The 16,388-nt window shown below is 74.6% G+C and carries 17 protein-coding genes and 1 tRNA gene; 8 read left to right on the forward strand and 10 right to left on the reverse strand.

The window, feature by feature from the left end; translation table 11 throughout:
• Positions 1-96: 96 nt before the first annotated feature.
• Positions 97-870: a DUF5819 family protein gene (locus ACQRUO_RS33315; protein ID WP_428319874.1), complete on the reverse strand. Its 774-nt coding sequence runs from the start codon at positions 868-870 to the stop codon at positions 97-99.
• Positions 871-934: 64 nt separating this feature from the next.
• Complete coding sequence (locus ACQRUO_RS33320) at positions 935-2,239, reverse strand: rhodanese-like domain-containing protein (protein WP_428319875.1); 1,305 nt, start codon at positions 2,237-2,239, stop codon at positions 935-937.
• A gap of 272 nt (positions 2,240-2,511) precedes the next feature.
• On the opposite strand from ACQRUO_RS33320, the gene ACQRUO_RS33325 reads away from it, so the two are divergent.
• Positions 2,512-5,310 (forward strand): SpoIIE family protein phosphatase, encoded by a 2,799-nt coding sequence (locus ACQRUO_RS33325; RefSeq protein WP_428319876.1) that lies wholly within the window; start codon positions 2,512-2,514, stop codon positions 5,308-5,310.
• Between the two features lie 115 nt (positions 5,311-5,425).
• Here the strand turns inward: ACQRUO_RS33325 and ACQRUO_RS33330 are convergent, their stop codons facing one another.
• Complete coding sequence (locus tag ACQRUO_RS33330) at positions 5,426-6,079, reverse strand: hypothetical protein (protein ID WP_428319877.1); 654 nt, start codon at positions 6,077-6,079, stop codon at positions 5,426-5,428.
• 343 nt (positions 6,080-6,422) lie between these two features.
• Positions 6,423-8,261: a phosphatidylglycerol lysyltransferase domain-containing protein gene (locus ACQRUO_RS33335; RefSeq protein WP_428319878.1), complete on the reverse strand. Its 1,839-nt coding sequence runs from the start codon at positions 8,259-8,261 to the stop codon at positions 6,423-6,425.
• 185 nt (positions 8,262-8,446) lie between these two features.
• Here ACQRUO_RS33335 and ACQRUO_RS33340 point away from each other — a divergent pair, with 185 nt between their 5' ends.
• From ACQRUO_RS33340 to ACQRUO_RS33350, 3 genes are all read left to right on the forward strand, one after another.
• Complete coding sequence (locus ACQRUO_RS33340) at positions 8,447-9,109, forward strand: response regulator (RefSeq protein ID WP_428319879.1); 663 nt, start codon at positions 8,447-8,449, stop codon at positions 9,107-9,109.
• Complete coding sequence (locus ACQRUO_RS33345; protein ID WP_428319880.1) at positions 9,106-10,341, forward strand: sensor histidine kinase; 1,236 nt, start codon at positions 9,106-9,108, stop codon at positions 10,339-10,341. The genes ACQRUO_RS33340 and ACQRUO_RS33345 overlap by 4 nt, the downstream gene beginning before the upstream one ends.
• A gap of 203 nt (positions 10,342-10,544) precedes the next feature.
• Positions 10,545-10,784 (forward strand): chaplin, encoded by a 240-nt coding sequence (locus tag ACQRUO_RS33350; protein WP_428319881.1) that lies wholly within the window; start codon positions 10,545-10,547, stop codon positions 10,782-10,784.
• A gap of 86 nt (positions 10,785-10,870) precedes the next feature.
• On the opposite strand, the gene ACQRUO_RS33355 is transcribed toward ACQRUO_RS33350, so the two are convergent.
• Entirely contained in the window at positions 10,871-11,593 is a 723-nt protein-coding gene (locus ACQRUO_RS33355; RefSeq protein ID WP_428319882.1) for an alpha/beta hydrolase, read from the reverse strand.
• A 79-nt stretch (positions 11,594-11,672) separates the two neighbouring features.
• Entirely contained in the window at positions 11,673-12,155 is a 483-nt protein-coding gene (locus ACQRUO_RS33360) for an N-acetyltransferase family protein (RefSeq protein WP_428319883.1), read from the reverse strand.
• A gap of 187 nt (positions 12,156-12,342) precedes the next feature.
• Between ACQRUO_RS33360 and ACQRUO_RS33365 the strand changes: the two genes are divergently transcribed.
• A complete protein-coding gene (locus ACQRUO_RS33365; RefSeq protein WP_428319884.1) occupies positions 12,343-12,723 on the forward strand; it encodes a hypothetical protein in 381 nt (126 codons plus the stop codon).
• A 72-nt stretch (positions 12,724-12,795) separates the two neighbouring features.
• Here ACQRUO_RS33365 and crcB (ACQRUO_RS33370) read toward each other — a convergent pair whose 3' ends face one another.
• From crcB (ACQRUO_RS33370) to ACQRUO_RS33380, 3 genes are read right to left on the reverse strand one after another with little or no spacing between them, the layout of a single operon-like run.
• Positions 12,796-13,170, reverse strand: coding sequence for a fluoride efflux transporter CrcB (gene crcB, locus ACQRUO_RS33370; protein ID WP_428319885.1), 375 nt, complete (start codon positions 13,168-13,170; stop codon positions 12,796-12,798).
• Between the two features lie 52 nt (positions 13,171-13,222).
• The gene (gene crcB, locus ACQRUO_RS33375; RefSeq protein WP_428319886.1) at positions 13,223-13,648 is read right to left on the reverse strand and encodes a fluoride efflux transporter CrcB; all 426 of its coding nucleotides are present in this window, start codon (positions 13,646-13,648) and stop codon (positions 13,223-13,225) included.
• Positions 13,645-14,310, reverse strand: a complete 666-nt coding sequence (locus ACQRUO_RS33380) for an MOSC domain-containing protein (protein ID WP_428319887.1) — start codon at positions 14,308-14,310, stop codon at positions 13,645-13,647. Before ACQRUO_RS33380 ends, crcB (ACQRUO_RS33375) begins: the two co-directional genes overlap by 4 nt.
• A gap of 105 nt (positions 14,311-14,415) precedes the next feature.
• Between ACQRUO_RS33380 and ACQRUO_RS33385 the strand changes: the two genes are divergently transcribed.
• Positions 14,416-14,943, forward strand: coding sequence for a potassium channel family protein (locus tag ACQRUO_RS33385; protein WP_428319888.1), 528 nt, complete (start codon positions 14,416-14,418; stop codon positions 14,941-14,943).
• A 90-nt stretch (positions 14,944-15,033) separates the two neighbouring features.
• The gene (locus ACQRUO_RS33390) at positions 15,034-15,228 is read left to right on the forward strand and encodes a hypothetical protein (RefSeq protein ID WP_428319889.1); all 195 of its coding nucleotides are present in this window, start codon (positions 15,034-15,036) and stop codon (positions 15,226-15,228) included.
• A gap of 136 nt (positions 15,229-15,364) precedes the next feature.
• On the opposite strand, the gene ACQRUO_RS33395 is transcribed toward ACQRUO_RS33390, so the two are convergent.
• A tRNA-Leu gene (locus ACQRUO_RS33395) sits at positions 15,365-15,448 on the reverse strand.
• Between the two features lie 429 nt (positions 15,449-15,877).
• On the opposite strand from ACQRUO_RS33395, the gene ACQRUO_RS33400 reads away from it, so the two are divergent.
• A partial coding sequence (locus ACQRUO_RS33400; RefSeq protein WP_428319890.1) for a DUF3662 domain-containing protein occupies positions 15,878-16,388 on the forward strand: 511 nt, incomplete at its 3' end.

The following is a 16,388-nucleotide window of genomic DNA, read 5'->3' on the forward strand; positions in this document are numbered from 1 at the left end:
CGGCCGGGCCGCCCTGGCGCGGGATCCCCGCGAGCCGCCCGGGTCCGACCGGCGCCTGCCCGGCCGCGGGCCGGCCCTCGCCCTCCCGGCCGCCGGTCATGACAGCCCCCGGTAGTCCGCCGGGCTGACCGCCCACCAGGGCAGCTGCCGGTACTGCGGTGCGGTCGACCACTGCTGGGTGCTCCACGGCGGCGGCGCCACCGAGGCGGTGGCCGAGCGCAGCTCCACCCCGGTGACGGGGGCGCCGTCCAGGGTCGGGCCGAGCCGCTGCAGCGCGATCCGCTTGAGGTACTCCTGGGCCAGCTGCCCGCGGTCGCCGATCGGGCTCTCGTCGGCGGTGTGGGTGCCGTCGTAGAAGTCCCAGGCGCGGCGCAGCAGGTTCTGGTCGACGTGGCTGGGCGCCGGGTTGCCGCGGATCGCGGCGATGTCCTGGGCGGTCAGGTCGACCCACGGGCCGTCCCCGGCGGCGCTGCGCAGCCGGGCCTGCACGCTGATGTTCTGCTGCAGCGGGTCGGGTGCGAAGAGCTTCCAGTTCTGCTCGAACTCGGGGTAGACCAGGCCGTCCAGCTGGCCCTGGTAGCGCTGGGAGAGCGCGTTGGTCGGCGCCACGCTGAGGAAGCAGAGGCCGAGGAAGACGGCGGTGGCGAGCACCATGGCGGTGCCGCCGGTGATCAGCACCGCCAGCGCCGGCCTCGACCAGGTCCGGCCGGCATCGGCCGGACCGAACTCGGGCGGCTCCACGGACTCGGGCGGCTCCACGGGCTCGGCCGGCCAGGTCGACCCACCGGGCAGCACCGGCGCGGCCCACTCGGCCGGCCCGGCCCACGCGGCAGCCGGCAGCGCGCCGTCCGGCGCCTGCGGGTCCGTCATCCGGTCTTCCCTCCCACCTGGGCCGCCCGCGACCGCTCCCGCCCGCGACCGCTCGGAGCACGTATCAGAGCACGTACGCCTCGGCCCCGCCGGTGCTCACCAGCGGCCGGCCGGCCTGGGCCCAGGCGAACATGCCGCCGTCCACGTTGAAGGCCTCCCGCTCCTGGCCGACCAGGTACTGCACCACCTGGGCGGAGCGGCCGCCGACCCGGCAGACCACGTACAGCGGCGCGTCCGCGGGCAGCTCGCCGATCCGGGCGATGAACTCGCCGATCGGGATGTGCAGCGCGCCGGCGGCGTGGCCGGCGTCCCACTCGTCCTGCTCGCGCACGTCGACCAGCACCGCATCGGCGGGCAACTGCTCGACCTGGACGGTGGGGATCTGCTGGAACATGCTCGGGCTCTCCTGTCCGGCGGTCGTCATCGGTGCCCCATTGTCCACCGGATCCGGCCCGGCGGGGTCCGCTTCCGGCCCGGCGGGGTCCGCTTCCGCCCCGGCGGGCCCCAGGTGCCGCTCCAGTTCGGCCCGCAGCGCCTCGGCCTTGGCCAGCAGCTGCTCGGCCAGCTCGGCCAGCAGCTGGTCCGGGTCGCCGGGGGCCAGCGCGAGCAGCGAACCCATCGCGGTCGACTCCAGCCGGACCTGCTCGGCGGCCAGCTCGCCGATCCGGGCGCTCAGCCAGGCCAGCCGCTGGTGCAGCCAGGCGTCCCGACCGGGGGCATCGGGGGCGGGGGCCGACTCGGGGGCGGTGGACCACTCCTCGGTCAGCGCGGCCAGCGCCGGTGCGTCGCCGCGCGCGTAGGCCTCGTTGGCCCGGGCGATGAAGGCGGAGCGGCGGTGCTGCTCGGCCGGGTCGGTGGACAGGTCGGGGTGCGCCCGGCGGGCCAGCTCGCGGTAGAGCCGCTGGGCCTCCTTGCCGGGGCGGACCCGGCGCGGCGGCTCGGGCTCGGCGGCCGGCTCCTCGTCCGCCGCACCGGCCGGCCGGTCCGCGGCGGGGCCGGCCAGCCGCTCCTCGGCCTGCCGCACGCTGTCGAAGAGCGCGTCCAGGTCGGGCAGGTCGGCCACCTGCCGGCGGGCCGCGGCGGCCCGCGCCACGTCCTCGGCCCGGCCGGTGCGCGCCGCCACCGCCTCGGCGACCAACGCCTCCAGCTCGTCGATCCGGGCGTAGAGCGGGCCCAGCCGCTCGTGGTGGATCAGCGCGAAGTTGTCGATCTCGACCCGCAGGGTCTCGACGTCGACCTCCAGCGTCAGCCAGGCCAGCTCGGTGGCCTGGACCCGCTCCTCCAGCTGCTGCCGTTCCGGATCCGCCCAACGGTCGGGGCTGCTCGCGGTCACCTGCTCGCTCCGGTCCTCGCCTCGGGTCATCGCCATCTCGCTCCGGTACCTCCCGTACTGGCGCCCGTACGCCCTCGGGCCGCGTCGAGCCTACCCGGAGCACCCGCCCGGACGGCCGACGACGAATTCCGGCCAACGAACTGCCCGACAGTGATGGACACGGCGTGCGGCAGGGCGCACGCTGGGTGACACGCAACTGATACTGACGAATCTGGCGGTTTCGGTACCGGCCCGGGGCCGGTCCGTGCTTCGCTGGAGGGCGGCACAGGCCCAGCAGTGGCCGGACAGGCGGGAGCGACACGAATCCCATGGCGGACGACCCGAACTGCACCTCGGACAGCCCGACGGACCAGCCACGCGCCCTGGGCTCGGTCGCGGCCCCCGCCGCCGTGCCCCCGCCGACCGGCCCGGAGGGCGCCGAACCGCCGGCCGGGGTGGTGGCGATGGTCCGGCTGGCCGCCGTGCTGGTGGATCCGGACGGCCGGATCGCGCTGTGGAACCGGGCCGCCGAGGAGTTGTTCGGCCACCGCACCGAGGTGGTCCAGGGCCGCACCGCCACCGGCCTGCTGCCCGCCATGGAGCCGCGCGCCACGGGGTTCGGCACCGACGTCGGGCGCGAGGACCCCGACGGTGCGGGCCGCCGCTGCGACGCCTTCGACACCCTCGACGACCTGACCGCGCTCGGCGCCTGGGCAGGCCTGCTCCCGGTCACCGACCGTGAGGAACGGCCACGTTCGGTGCTCTGGTGGGCCTATCCGCTGATCGAGCCGGGTGGCCGGAGCCTGCTGGCGCTGGCCGCCGACGCCCGCCCGCTGCGGGCCCGCGGCCCGCGGATCGCGATCGGCCGCCGGCTGCTGCCCTACGCGGCGGCCGAGGCGAGCCAGGGCGGCTTCCACAAGATCTCCGCCGTGCTCGGCAGCACCGCCCCGGGCGCCGCCGCCGGCCTGGTCCCGCTGCTGACCCGGTTCGGCGCGGCCCGGCAGCGCGCGGTGCTGCGCCGGATCGCGGCCGCCGGTGCCCCCGCGCTCTGGGTGGACGCCGGCACCCGGCTGCCGGTGGTGCCGCACGAACCGCAGGCGACCGGGGTGGCCCAGCTGGCCGCCGGGCTCGGGCGCCGCTACCCGACCGCCCAGCAGCGCTCCGCCGCCGCGGCCGGCGCGCACACCCTGCGGGTGGTCCCCGAGCCGCGCCCGGACACCGCCGCCCCGAGCACCCCCGCCACCACCACCGTCCCGGCCCCGCGCCCGGCCCTCCCGGGCCCCGCGCCGACCCAGGGAGCCGTCCTGACGACCGATCAGCAACCCGCCCCCGTCGCCGCGGAACCCGCGGGCGGCCCCACCGGGCTGCCCGCCCCGGCCGCTGGCGACCGCACCCCGCCGGTCCAGCCCGCCGGCCGGCAGCCGGCCCCCGCCGACCAGTTGGCCCCGCTGCTCACCAACGGGCAGGCCGGCGAACAGCTGGCCCTGCTCAACGAGGTCGGCGGCAAGGTCGGCACCACCCTGGACCTGGACACCACCGCCCGCGAGCTCTGCCAGGTGCTGGTCCCCAAGGTGGCCGACTTCGCCTGCGTCGACCTGCTGGACCGGCTGATCTCGGACGCCGAGCTGCCCGCCGACCTGCCGGACGACGACACCATGCTGCGCCGGGTGGCCCGCAGCTACCACGAGTCCTCCGGCAACTGGGCGCACGTGCTGGAGGAGGGCGCACTGCTGGCGATGCCGCGCACCACCCCGCCCGGCATGGCGCTGCAGCGCAACCAGGCGGTGCTGGTGCCGGTGGTCGGCGAGGAGCTGGCGGTGGACTACGCGGCCGCGCTGGGCGGTGGCCCCGGCCTGGTGCCGGTGGTCTCCGGCCGCTCGATGCTGGTGCTGCCGCTCTCCGCCCGCGGCACCGTGCTCGGCACCCTCAAGCTGCTGCGGCTGCCCGACCGCACCCCGTTCGACCAGGCGGACGCCGCCACCCTGCTGGAGCTGGCGGCCCGGGCCGCGCTCTCGCTGGACAACGCCCGGCTGCACCGGGCCGAGTCCAAGATGGCCACCACCCTGCAGCGCTCGATGATCCCCACCCGCCCGCCGCGGATCCCCGGCGTGCAGGTGGCGCACCGCTACCTGCCCGGCGACCGGCGGGCCGAGGTGGGCGGCGACTGGTTCGACGCGATCCAGCTGCCCGGCAGCCGGGTGGCCCTGGTGGTCGGCGACGTGATGGGCCACGGCCTGCACTCGGCCGCCGCGATGGGCCGTTTCCGCACCGCGATGCAGACCCTGGCCGCGCTCGACCTGCCGCCGGGCCAGCTGCTGCGGCACCTGGACAACCTGGCCCAGAAGATCGGCGACGACCACCTGGCGACCTGCCTGTACGCGGTCTACGACCCGATCAACCGGACCTGCGAGCTGGCCAGCGCCGGCCACGTGCCGCCGGTGCTGGTGCACCCCGACGGCACCGGGGAGCTGCTGGAGATCCCGGCCGGGGCGCCGATCGGGGTGGGTGGGGTGCCGTTCGTCGCCAAGAAGATCGACGTGGTCGACGGCTCGATGCTGGTGATGTGCACCGACGGGCTGGTCGAGGTGCGCGGTGGCGACATAGGAGCCGGCCTGGCGGCGCTCTGCGGCAACCTGATCGACCCCAAGCAGACCCCGGACGAGGCCTGCGACACGGTCCTGGACCGGCTGCACTCGGAGGACCGCAAGGACGACGTCGCCCTGTTGGTGGCCCGCTTCGACGGGGTGGCCGAGACCGAGGTGGCCACCTGGACGCTGGGCGTGGACAAGGCCGAGGTGCGCCGGGCCCGCCAGCTGGTCCGTGACCAGCTCGCCGCCTGGCAGCTGACCGCGCTCAGCGACACCACCGAGCTGCTGGTCAGCGAGCTGGTGACGAACGCGGTCCGGGTCGCCCGGGACTACGTGCAGCTCCAGCTGATCCGGGTGGACAAGCTGCTGGTCGAGGTCAGCGACGACAACCACAACCTGCCCTCGCTGGAGCCGGCCGAGTCGATGGACGAGAACGGCCGCGGGCTCAACCTGGTGAGCAAGCTCGCCGAGCGCTGGGGCACCGCCCGCAAGGCGGTCGGCAAGGTGGTCTGGTTCGAGCAGCCGCTGCCGCGCAGCTGACCGGGGAGGCGGCGCACCACCGCACCACAACGCGGCGCGCCGCCGGATCCACAACGCGGCGCGCCGCCGGATCGCCCCTGCGGGCGGCCCGACGGCGCGCTGCGGACAAGACTCCCTAAGCGGTGCGCCGGCGCTCGGCCGAGACCAGCGCGGTGGCCGCGCCGACGCCGGCCAGCACCCGCGGCCAGAAGCTGCCGAAGACCTCGCCGGCCGCGGCGATCAGCACGGCGGTGAGGATCGCCACCACGTGCTCCAGCCCGGCCAGGTTCGGCAGCACCACGGCCTCGCCGATCATGGTCGCGGCCACCGCGGCACCGGTGAACCAGGCCCGGGTCTTCCAGGCCACGCAGATCGCCAGCGCCACCACGGCGGCCGACGGCCCGGTGTCCCGGATGTGGGCCACCCAGCCGGCGAAGCCGAACGGGTGCTCGGGGCCGATCTGCACGGCGATCCGCGCGTAGATCGTGCCGGCCAGGGTGCAGGCGTAGGCGATGAAGAGCGTCGCCCGGCGGCCCAGCACGATCTCGGCGATCCCGAAGACCAGCAGCACCTGGGCCAGCGCGCCCCAGACCGGCAGGTCCAGGGCCGGCACGTAGAGCGACAGCGGGGTGCGCAACAACGACAGGTCGAGCGGCAGCGCCGCCTTCACCACACCGATCCGGTTGACGAATCCCTCGCCACCCGGCAGGTGCTGGACAATGCTGAACAGGAGGATCAGGAACGTCGCGGCGACCGCCAGCGGAATGGACGCGAACCGCTTTCGCGCCACATGATCGCGGATGGTGCCGAACAGTGTTCCCCACTCGGCGACGGCGGCCCGGCGCACCAGCGCCGCTCGCCCCCCTCGCTCGCCCCCCGTGTGGGTCCTCAGGTCCACGACTGCCTCTCTCTTCGTTCCGTCGGCTTCTGCTGTTCCACCCTAGGTAAGTCAAACAGCTGCCGCTTCGCCCTTCATACCCATATTCGACTCATCCTTCGGAGGGATATCCCACCGGGCCATAACCGGGCCATATCAGGGCTCGAACCCTGGTGTACCCCGATGATGTGCGGCCCCACGAAGTGCCTGAGCTGGCCGAAAAGCGTTCGGGTCCCCTCCGCCCCCCGGCGGAGGGCTACCCTTTCCCGCCGCCTTCCGCCGTCGGCAGCACCGGCGCAGCGCCGGAGGCGGCGGTGCGGGCGTGCCGGCGACGGAAGAGCGAGGGGAGACTCGGTGCGGTGATGAAGCCCTCGGCCCGGGCGCTCGCGATACCGATCCGGGGGATCTCGCTGCTCTTCTCGAACAGCAGGTAGCGCGGCTCCCAGATGGGCCGGTACTTGGCGTTGGCCCGGTACAGGGACTCGATCTGCCACCAGCGGGAGAAGAAGCCCAGTACCGCGCGCCACAGCCGGAGCACCGGTCCGGCGCCGAGCCGCGAGCCCCGCTCGAAGACCGACCGGAACATCGCGAAGTTCAGTGAAACCCGCTTGAGTTGAAGCTCGCTCGCACCCTTCTCGAGCAGCTCGATGACCATGAACTCGATCAGGCCGTTCTCGGTCTCCCGGTCCCGGCGCATCAGGTCGAGCGAGAGCCCGTACGGCCCCCAGGGCACGAAGCTCAGCACCGCCCGCAGCTCGCCCTCGGCGTCGTGGCACTCCAGCATCACGCAGCGCCCGTCGGCCGGGTCGCCGAGCCGGCCCAGGGCCATCGAGAAGCCGCGCTCGGTCTGGCCGTCGCGCCACCGGTCGGCCTTGTCCAGCAGCTCGGCCATCTCCGGCTCGGGGATGTCCTCGTGCCGGCGCAGCCGCACCGTGTAGCCGGCCCGCTTGACCCGGTTGTAGGCCTGCCGGACCACCCGCATCGCCCGGCCGTCCAGCGAGAACTCGTCCAGCTCGACGATCGCCTCGTCGCCCAGCTCCAGCGCGTCCAGCCCGTGCCGGGCGTAGACCACCCCGGCCTCCTCGGAGGCGCCCATCACGGCCGGCGCCCAGGCGTGCTCGCGGGCCTCGGCCAGCCAGGCGTCGATCGCGCCCGGCCAGGCCTCCGGGTCGCCGATCGGGTCGCCGGAGGCCAGCGAGACCCCGCCGACCACCCGGTAGGTGACCGCCGCCTTGCCGCTCGGCGAGAAGATCACCGCCTTGTCCCGGCGCAGCGCGAAGTACCCCAGCGAGTCCCGCTCGCCCTGCTTGTCCAGCAGGGTGCGCAGCTTCGCCTCGTCCTCCGGGTTGAGCAGCTCCTTGCCGCGCGGGCTGCGGAAGGCGACGTAGAGCACCAGCAGGAAGAGCACCGCGCCCATCGCGTTGATGAAGGCGTTCAGCCAGTTCGGGACGTCGATCACGTCCAGCACCCGGTCCGACGGGGTGACGGTGACCATGCGGGCCACCGCGTAGCCGAACTCGTTGCCGAAGCCGGCGCCCGAGAGCCGGTTGTAGAAGCCGATCAGCACCGCGCCGACCAGACCGCCCAGCACCAGGCCGCCGACGAAGGTGGCCAGCGCGGTGAGCGGGTTGGACCGGTCGCCCTTGGAGGTGAACTCCTTGCGGCCCCCCACCAGGAACAGCACGAACAGCCCGCTCAGCACGGTGGAGAAGTAGTTGAACGAGTGCTCGCGGTAGTGGTCGGTGCCCGGGAAGGCGAGCGCCAGCACGTAGATCAGGAAGAAGAACCCGCCGAGCACGAAGTTGAAGATCCAGGCGGCCCGCTTGCGCCGCCGCATCGCCACGGCCAGGAAGATCGACAGCACCGCGGTCGCCAGGCCGTTGGTCAGCAGGTACGGGGTGAAGAACTCGCCCTCGGAGTGGTGGCGCACCGTGTTGCGGAACGGCGCGATCACCACCGCCACCACGTTGAGCAGCGCGATCAACCGCAGGTACCAGACCGTTCCGGCGGCGGCCAGGGGCCTCAGGCGACCCAGCGGGCCGGGCCGGGACGCCGCCGCGGCAGCCGGAGACGGCTGCTTCGTGGTGGTGGACACAGCTTCATTCCAAACGATCGGATCCGCAGGCGCATCCGCACTGCTGGTGGAGTGTCATCCATCGTGGCGCAGCCCGCGGCCGATCCGCGTGAACCGGTCAGCCGATTCCCACCCCGCCGTTCGGCGGGGGTGGGAACCCGCCGAACCCCTAGGCTCATCCCCGAGCACAGGAGTGAGGAGGTGTCGTGACGGCGATCCGCGTGCTGATCGTGGACGACGAGCTGCTGGTCCGTTCCGGCCTGGGACTGATCATCGGCTCCGCGCCCGACCTGGAACTGGTCGGCGGCTGCAGCGGCGGCGAGGCCGAGGAACTGGTGCAACGGCTGCGGCCGGACGTGGTGCTGCTGGACGTGCGGATGCCCGATCTGGACGGCATCTCGGTGCTGCGCCGGCTGCGCGCGCTGCCGCACCCGCCGGCGGTCTCCATGCTGACCACCTTCGACACCGACGAGTACATCGGCACCGCGCTGCGCGCCGGGGCCGCGGGCTTCCTGCTCAAGGACACCGCGCCGGACCAGCTGGTGCACGCGGTGCGGATCCTGGCCGCCGGCGGGAGCATGCTCTCGCCCGCGGTCACCCGCACCGTGATCGGCGGCTACGTCGAGGGCGGCGGCCCGGACTCGGGCGCGCTCGCGCTGGTCCGCTCGCTCACCGGGCGCGAGCTGGACGTGCTGGCGCTGCTCGGCGAGGGCCTGGCGAACGCGGAGATCGCCGAGCGGCTCTTCCTGGGCACCGGCACGGTCAAGGACCACATCAGCGCGATCCTCGGCAAGCTCGGCGCGACCAACCGGGTTCAGGCGGCCGTGATCGCGCACCGTGCCGGGCTGGTCCGGCCCACGGGCCAGTGACCCCGCTCCGGCAGCGCCGGGCCCTGCGGTGGGCCTGCGGACCGCGGCGCCCGCTCTCGCCGCGGGCCCGCCGCCGCCTGGCGCTGCTGCTGCCGCTCGGCTGCGCGCTGCTGGAGAGCTGGCTGCTGGACCGGGACACGGTCTGGTGGAAGAACGGGCTGAACGGCATCGCGGTGCTCGGGCTGCTGCTGCGGCTGCGCTGGCCGGTCGTCTCGATGGTGCTGGCGCTGCCCGGCACCTTCTTCACCGAGAGCTGGCTGGCCCCGATCAGCGCGCTCTACTCGGTGGCCGCCGACCGGCGCCGGCTCGTCGTCCCGGTGCTCTGCGCGATCGCCTTCGGGCTGTGCGACTACTTCACCTGGTCGGTCAGCGGCCAGGGCGGCACCGACCCGCTGGCGCTCAACCAGGTCAACGGGCTGGCCATGATGCAGTCGGTGCTGCTGGGCACCGCCCCGGTGGCGCTCGGCATGCTCACCCGCACCCGGCGCGAGCTCACCCTGCGGCTGGAGCAGCTCACCCTGGGCCGGCAGCGCGAGGCCCGGCTGCTGGCCGACCGGGTGCTGGCCACCGAGCGCAGCCGGCTGGCCCGGGAGATGCACGACGTGGTCTCGCACCAGGTGAGCCTGATCAGCGTGCAGGCGGGCGGGCTGCAGGTGTCCACCACCGACCCGGCCGCCGCCCGGACCGCGCAGACCATCCGCGAACTGTCCGTGCGCACCCTGCAGGAGCTGCGCCAGATGGTCGGGGTGCTGCGCGACGCGGCCGGCCCCGGCGGCACCGGCACCGCCCGGCGCGGCGAGCCGACCGGGCCGCCGCAGGCCCCGCAGCCGCGGCTGGCCGACCTGCCCCGGCTGATCGAGGACAGCGGCCTGGTCCAGGGCACCGGCCCGGACGGCGGCGTCGAGCTGCACCCGGGCGAGCGGGACTGGCCGGAGGCGGTGCAGCGGGCCGCGTACCGGACCGTGCAGGAGGCGCTGACCAACATCAGCAAGCACGCCCCGGGCGCCGAGGTGCGGATCGCGGTGACCGCCCGCGGCGAGCAGCTGCTGGTCGAGGTCCGCAACGGGCCGCCGCCGCTGCGCCCCGGCCCCGGCCAGCTGCTGCCCGGCGGCGGCCACGGGCTGGTCGGGCTGCGCGAGCGGGCCCAGCTGCTCGGCGGGCGGCTGACCGCCGGGCCCACCCCGGAGCGCGGCTTCCTGGTCCGCGCCGAGCTGCCGGCGCCGGCGCGGTAGCCGCGAGCCCCGGTACCGCCGGACGAGTGCGGTTATCGGCCCGCGAGCTGGGCCGTGCGGGTGACTGCGGGTGACTTGCCGGTGGGGTAACCGTTCACGGCGGCGCCGACCACGAAAAGTAGCGCGAGGGACACTTTCGGCCACCGACGCTCGGAAGTGGGCCCCGTCTGCCCCTGTTCTTCCGGCAAGGAATGGAGACACCCATGAAGGACTTCCGCAGGGCCCTCGGCCTGGCCTGCGCCGCCGGTGCGCTGGTGCTGGGCGGCGCCGGTGCCGCCGCCGCCGACGCCAACGCGACCGGTGTGGCGGTCGGCTCGCCCGGCGTGCTGTCCGGCAATGTGATCCAGGTTCCGATCCAGGTCCAGGCCAACGTCTGCGGCAACAGCGTCAACGTGATCGGCCTCCTCAACCCGGCCCTCGGCAACACCTGCATCAACGGCTGACCTCGGCCCAGAACGGCCGGCCCCGCCACCGCGGCGGGGCCGGCCGTTCGTCGTTCCGGTCACCGGGGCGCCGCGCGGGCCGGCCCTCAGCCGCGCGCCGCGGCCGGCCGCCGGCCGTAGGGCAGGGCGATCCGCAGGCCGCCCTCGGCCGTGCCCGTCAGGTCGAAGGCGGCGGCCACCTCGGCCGGCGGGGCGCCGATCCCGAGCAGCGCCGCGGTCAGCCGGGCGGCGCCCAGGTGCCAGTCGCGCGAGCGGCGCAGCATCGCGTGGTCCGCCCCGGCCACCTCCAGGGCGGCCACCCGGGCGCCGGACTGCCGGGCGCGGGCGGCCAGGTCCCGGGTCGCCGCCGGGTCGGTCACCCGGTCCCGGTCCCCGTGCAGGGTCACCAGGCTGCGGCCGGCCAGCTGCGCCACCGGGTCCTCCGGCGGGCACCAGGGGGCGAGCGCGACCACGCCGGTGACCGCCCGGTGCCCGGCGCAGCGCAGCGCCGCCCGGCCGCCCATCGAGTGCCCGAGCAGCACCACCGGCACCGGCCCGAGCTCGGCCGCCACCCGGTCCAGCGCCGCCGTCACGTCGGCGGCCGCGTCCGCCCGCTCCCCGTTCCACCCGCGGTACCGGTAGCGGACCAGCCCGAGGGCCACCCGGTGGCCGGCGGTGGCCCGGGCCAGCGGCCGGACGAACCCGTTCATCCGCACCGCCGCGGGCTGCCACGGCCGGGCCGGGGCGGTACTCGCCACCTGCCCGCCGTGCAGCACCAGCACCACCGCACCGGCCCCCGCCGGCCCCACCCGCCACCGCACCGCTCGCACCGCGTCCCGCTCCCTTCACGACCGTCCCGTGCCACCCCCAGTCTCCAGCAGCCCCACCCGCCCCGAACAGCCAGAGGGACTAGTCCACCGGCTCCGCGGGTGCCATGTCGTAGGTCAGGAACGGGATCCGGGTGGCCACCCGGTCGTACGTGGCGCGGGCCCGGTAGTTGTCCTCCGCGGTGATCCAGCGCACGGTGTTCCAGCCGCGCTCGGCCGCGATCCGGCGCAGCTCGACGAAGAGGGCGTCGACCGCGCCGCTGCCGCGGTGGGCCGGGGCGACGAAGAGGTCGTCCAGGAACCCGGCGACCGCCCCGCGCAGCGGCCGGGCGAACGGGCGGAAGTGGGCCAGGCCCACCGGGGTGCCGGCCGGGTCGACCACCAGCACGCACTCCACCTCGTGCCCGGGGTCGTGGATCCACCCCCAGACCAGCTCGGCGTGCTCGTCGGTGATCTCGACGTGGTAGAACTCGCCGTAGCCACCGAAGAGTCGGCGCCAGATCGGGAAGTCGGCCGGGGCCGCCGGACGCACCGTCCACGGCAGGCGGGTCTGCTGACTGGTCATCGGGCTGCTCCTGGTTCGGCCGGCGTGGATCGATCGGTTCCGATCCATGATCACGCAGCTGTGCCGGTCCGGTCAGCCATTTCCGATCAACTACCGCGCAATAGGCGTCAGAAGAGCGATCCCCGGCATCCGCTTCCCTACCCTCGGGTTTCCTCGGGAGTACCCGAACGACCCCAGGGAGGTAGCGGTGGCCGGTGTGGAGATTGCCCTCAAGGAGGCGATGGCGATCGACGGCGCGCTCGGCGCGGCCCTGGTGGACATCGGCAGCGGGATGTCCCTCGGCAGCCTGGGCCACGCCGCCGACCTCGACCTGACCCTGGCGGCCGCCGGCAGCACCGACGTGGTGCGGGCCACCCTGCGCGCGGCCGAGCTGCAGCAGGCGCGCACCGGCGGCGAGCTGGTCGAGGACATCCTGACCACGCTGACCAGGCAGTACCACCTGATCCGCCCGCTCACCGGGGCGGGCGGCCAGGGGCTCTTCCTCTACCTGGTGCTCGACCGGGCCCGCGCCAACCTGGCCATGGCCCGCCACCACGCCCGCCGGATCGAGAGCGAACTCTCCATCTGACCGGCCGAGGTCCGACCAGCCGAGATCCGACCAGCCGAGGCCCGAGCTGCCGAGATCCGAGCGGCCGAGCGGTCACCCGACCAGGTGCGCCAGCTCCGCCCCCACCCAGGCCGCACCGAGCCCGGCGACCAGCGACACCCCGACGTTGGCCACCGCGTGCCGCCGCGCCCCGCTCTCCACCAGCCGCAGCGTCTCGTAGCCGAAGGTCGAGTAGGTGGTCAGCGCCCCGCAGAACCCGGTGCCCACCAGCAGCTGCCAGTCGGCCGAGGCCGCCCCGGCCAGCACCGCCCCGGTCACCAGTCCCAGCACCACGGTGCCGACCAGGTTGACCACCAGCGTCCCCCACGGGAAGACCGCGCCCAGCCTGGCCTGCACCGCCCGGTCCGTCAGGTAGCGCGCCGGCGCCCCGACCAGCGCCCCGACCGCGACCAGCAGGTACCCGCTCACCCGGCGGCCCCCGGCGGCCCGGCCGGCACCCCGTGCGGACTCGTTCCGCTCATCACGCACCCGTCCTTCGGACCAGCACCCGGCGGGCCAGCGCGGCCCCCAGGGTGACGGCGGCCAGCGCCGCCACCAGGGTGAGTCCGAGGTAGCCGACGGCGGTGCCCGGTTCGTCCCTGGCCAGCAGGCGTTCGGTGTCCACGCAGGAGGTGGAGAAGGTGGTGAACCCGCCCAGCACCCCGGTGCCGAAGAACGGGCGGACCAACCGGTGCGCCGGGCGCCCCTCGGTGATCGCCACCAGGAAGACGCCGATCACCAGGCAGCCCAGCACGTTGATCCCCAACGTGGTCCACGGGAAGGTCCCGGTCGGCGTCGGCCAGAGCCGCCCGGCCTGGTAGCGCGCCTCGGCGCCGAGCACCCCGCCGAGCGCCACCACCGCGACCACGTCCCACTGCCCGCGCAGCCCGGCGAGCGGCCCGTTCACGCCCCCACCTGCTGGGCGGCCAGCCGGCGGCGGGCCTTCTCCCGGGTCGCGGCGGGCAGCTCGGCGACGTCGACCAGCCGCTGCAGCAGCGCCGCCTCGCCGGTCAGCGCCCGGAACGCGGTCGCCACGTCCAGCCCGTGCCCGGGCCGGTGCACCACCCGCACCGGGTCGCCCGGGCCCACCGCGCCGGCCCGCCGCACCCGCAGGTAGGCCCCGGGCAGCGCCCGGTCGGTGAAGCGCTTCACCCAGCCCTGCTCGCCCAGCCAGCCGGCGAAGGTGCGGCACGGGATCCGCGGCACCGAGACCTCCAGCAGCAGCCGGTCGCCGATCAGCCACTGCTCGCCGATCAGGGCGCCGTTCACGTCCAGCCCGGCGGTGGTGAGGTTCTCGCCGAACACCCCGGGGGCCAGCTCGTGCCCCAGCTCGGCCGACCAGCGCGCCAGGTCCTCGGCGGCGTAGGCGTAGACGGCCTGCTCGGGGCCGCCGTGGTGGCGCAGGTCACCGATGGTGTCCCCGACCAGCCCGCTGCCCTCGGCCGGCGCCACCACCTCGACCGGCCCCGCCACCGGCCGCTTGTCGATGCCGGTCACCCCGGGCGTCGAGTACTCGGTCGCGGTGGCACCGCCCAGGTTCACCGAGCGGATCATGGCTGTTGCTCCCATACCGTCAACCTACCGCCGGCCCGGTGGCCCCACCCGTCCCCCCGACGGCCCAACCGGGGCCGCGAACCGGCGCGGGCACCGCCGGGCTGGGGAACGCTGGGGACCATGGAGTCGCCGCCCCGCCGGCGGCGCTGGTCCTGGGTGCTCTGGGCCGCTGCGCCGCTCGTCCTGTTCGCCCTCTACTTCACCGTCCCGCTGGGCACCTTCGGCCCGAACCACCCGGTGCTCAGCTGGACCCTGTTCGGCGTGGTGCTGGCGGTCCTGGGGCTCCTGCTGCTGCGCGAGGTGCAGCAGCTCGTGCTGGAGTCCCGGCGCGGCCTGCCCGCGCTCTCCATCCCGATGCTGAGCTGCCTGGCGATGCTGGTCTTCTCGGTGAGCTACCTCTCACTGGCCCGCGACGCCGGCGAGTTCTCCGGCCTGACCACCCGGGTCGACGCGCTCTACTTCACCGTGATCACCATGGCCACGGTCGGCTACGGCGACATCGTGCCGATCGGCCAGAGCGCCCGGATCGTGGTGATGCTGCAGGTCCTGTACACGCTGGTCTTCCTCACCGCGGGGGCCACCGCGCTCGGCCAGCGGCTGCGCGGCCGGCTCGGCGAACGGGCCCGGCGACGGCGCGGACGCGAGTGAGCCCGGCCGAACCCAGTTGAGTCCGGTCGAGCCCGGTCCGAGCCCGGCACCTCGCTGGCGCCCGGCGCGGCCCGCGGTGATCCTGGTCAGGTGACCGACATCTTCGACGAGGAGCTGCGCGAGCAGCTGGCCCTGGCCCGCGAGGCACTGGCCCTGGCGAAGGCCGAGGGCGACCTCGACGGCGTCCAGGCCTACCAGGGCCGGATCGCCGGCCTGCTGCGCACCGCCACCAAGCACGGCATCACCGTGGAGCACACCGAGGAGGAGGAGCGCGGCGAGGGCTGACGCCCCGGCAGGAGCCCGGCACCGGCCCGGCAACCAGCCCGGGAACCTGACCGGCCCGCAGACATGCCCAGCCCGGAGAAACAGAAAGGGCCCCACCTCGATGACTTCCGTCATCTCGGTGGGACCCTGTCCCTTGTGCGCGAGGGGGGAGTTGAACCCCCACGCCCTTTCGGGCACTGGAACCTGAATCCAGCGCGTCTGCCTATTCCGCCACCCGCGCAAGGTGTTGTCGAAGATGCTAGCCGATCGCCCGGGCGGGAGTCGAACCGGTTTGGACCCGCTTCGTTTCCCACTCGTTCGGTTTCGGCTTCCTCTCGGTCGCCCCTTCCGACGTGGAAAACATTAGCACGGTCCGCGGGGAACCTACGAATCCATCCCCCGCCCCGGCCTGCACACCTTCCCCACACCCGCCACTCGAACGGTCGGGCGAACGGGTGAGCCAGGGGTGAGTAGCCACCCCCGGGGGTACCTGTCGTTGCACCGGGACCACTCGGCCCGCCAGGGTGTGCGCAAGCGCACCCGCTCCGGTGGGGTGGCCGGGGAACCGTACGACGGGCCCGCGCGTGGATACGATCAGTACGGAAGTACCGCAATCGGGCCCGACGCGGCCCGGCCCAGCAGCCGAGAGCCCTTTGGAAGGGGGTGCCCCGTGGGAGTCCTGAAGAAGTTCGAGCAGCGACTCGAGGGTCTCGTGAACGGCACCTTCGCCAAGGTGTTCAAGTCCGAGGTCCAGCCCGTGGAGATCGCCGGCGCGCTGCAGCGCGAGTGCGACAACAACGCCACCATCTGGAACCGCGACCGCACCGTGGTGCCGAACGACTTCATCGTCGAGCTGAGTCCGCACGACTACGAACGGCTCAGCCCGTACGCGGGTCAGCTCGGCCAGGAGCTCTCCGGCATGGTGCTGGAGTACGCCGAGGCGCAGCGCTACAGCTTCCTCGGTCCGCTGCAGGTCAACCTGGAGCGCGCGGACGACCTCGACACCGGCCTGTACCGGGTGCGCAGCCGCACCCTGGCCAGCGAGCTGCCCGAGCCGGCGGCGGCCGCCCAGCCGCCGGCCCAGCCGGGCTACGGCCGGGCCCCGGAGCCGCCCGCCGCCCCCTGGCAGCAGAGCAGCGCCGCCCCGACCTACGCGGGTGCCCCGCCGGCCCCGGTCGCGC

It is taken from the genome of Kitasatospora sp. LaBMicrA B282 (assembly GCF_050325825.1).
Lineage (GTDB): Bacteria > Actinomycetota > Actinomycetes > Streptomycetales > Streptomycetaceae > Kitasatospora.